Origin of the sequence: Oceanospirillum maris DSM 6286 (assembly GCF_000422865.1) — a bacterium.
Taxonomy (GTDB): domain Bacteria; phylum Pseudomonadota; class Gammaproteobacteria; order Pseudomonadales; family Halomonadaceae; genus Oceanospirillum; species Oceanospirillum maris.
The window spans coordinates 1-1,059 of record NZ_AUGW01000051.1; the positions used below are offsets into that span (position 1 = coordinate 1).

Here is a 1,059-nt window from a genome sequence, read left to right on the forward strand (position 1 = left end):
CAACATCCACCTCCGTGCAGGCGCATTCGAATATCAGTTTCTCGGGGTATCTGAAAGATGCAGACGGCAGCACGGTACCTTTCACAGCGATGGAAATTAAGTTTTGGAGCAAGGATTCATATGGTCAAAAAGTACTTCGGTCAACGACGAAACTTATATCAAATGAAAATGGTTTTATTAAAGGTTCGTTAACATTGCCGGGTTGCATCAACCAGCAAAAACCAGCACTAAATGTGCATAACCGGGTTTACAGTGGGACTCCATCTAATCCGTCAATGTGGTGGAATATTTTTTATGACTTTGGTTATTTCAGGCTATTCCAAGAAGGATCAGATGGATCTATGAAGCCTATTGGGAAAGAGGAAGATTTTTATCATATCTGTCAGGAAAAGCTGGTGAAGATGTGTTTCTATGAAAAGAACTATGACACAGGCGGTACAAAGCAGACTTGCTTAAAATAGTTGATAAAATTAACTGATAATTATCCCCCGTCTTTTAATAGGCGGGGGATACTTTTAGGCTTTTGTATTTAAGTAATTTTTGTTTTCTTCTTGATCGGAGTTAGCTGTGTAGGAAATATAGTGAGAAATTAAAGAGCCAAAGTTTCGATCTTCTATAACTTGGTCAAAGTCCCAGTCTTTATTTGGTCGGTCCATTGTTGGATATCCAAACAAATCCCTTTTCCGTGTATCACGAACTTCTTCAAGAGTTGGCCGTCTTGGGTTCTCATCAAGGAAGCCCTCTATAAAACCGTTTAGACTAAAGAAACCATCTTTCACGATATTTTCTTTGTTGTATTCCAACGAAGCTAATTCATTTATATCAATTTCAAATTCAGCTGGATATTTAGCTATATTTACTGCCTTTGTCAGATCGGATAATGAATACTTAAGGTTTTTGGTGAGCTCTTCGTTATTCGATAAAGCCTCTTGAATCGCGTTGATCTGATTGCCTGTTACCGGCCCGCCATTTTGGGATTTGATGCCCGTCATTATGATGTTGCCATCTTTTAGTGCTACATCCAGATCACTCAAGTCAAGATCAGGATTAAGGGCCATC

The 1,059-nt window shown here is 39.1% G+C and carries 2 protein-coding genes; one reads left to right on the forward strand and one right to left on the reverse strand.

The window, feature by feature from the left end; translation table 11 throughout:
- The coding region (locus G517_RS18950) for a hypothetical protein (protein WP_036591428.1) at positions 1 to 461 on the forward strand (461 nt) is incomplete at its 5' end.
- Between the two features lie 54 nt (positions 462 to 515).
- On the opposite strand, the gene G517_RS18955 is transcribed toward G517_RS18950, so the two are convergent.
- The coding region (locus G517_RS18955) for a hypothetical protein (RefSeq protein WP_036591431.1) at positions 516 to 1,059 on the reverse strand (544 nt) is incomplete at its 5' end.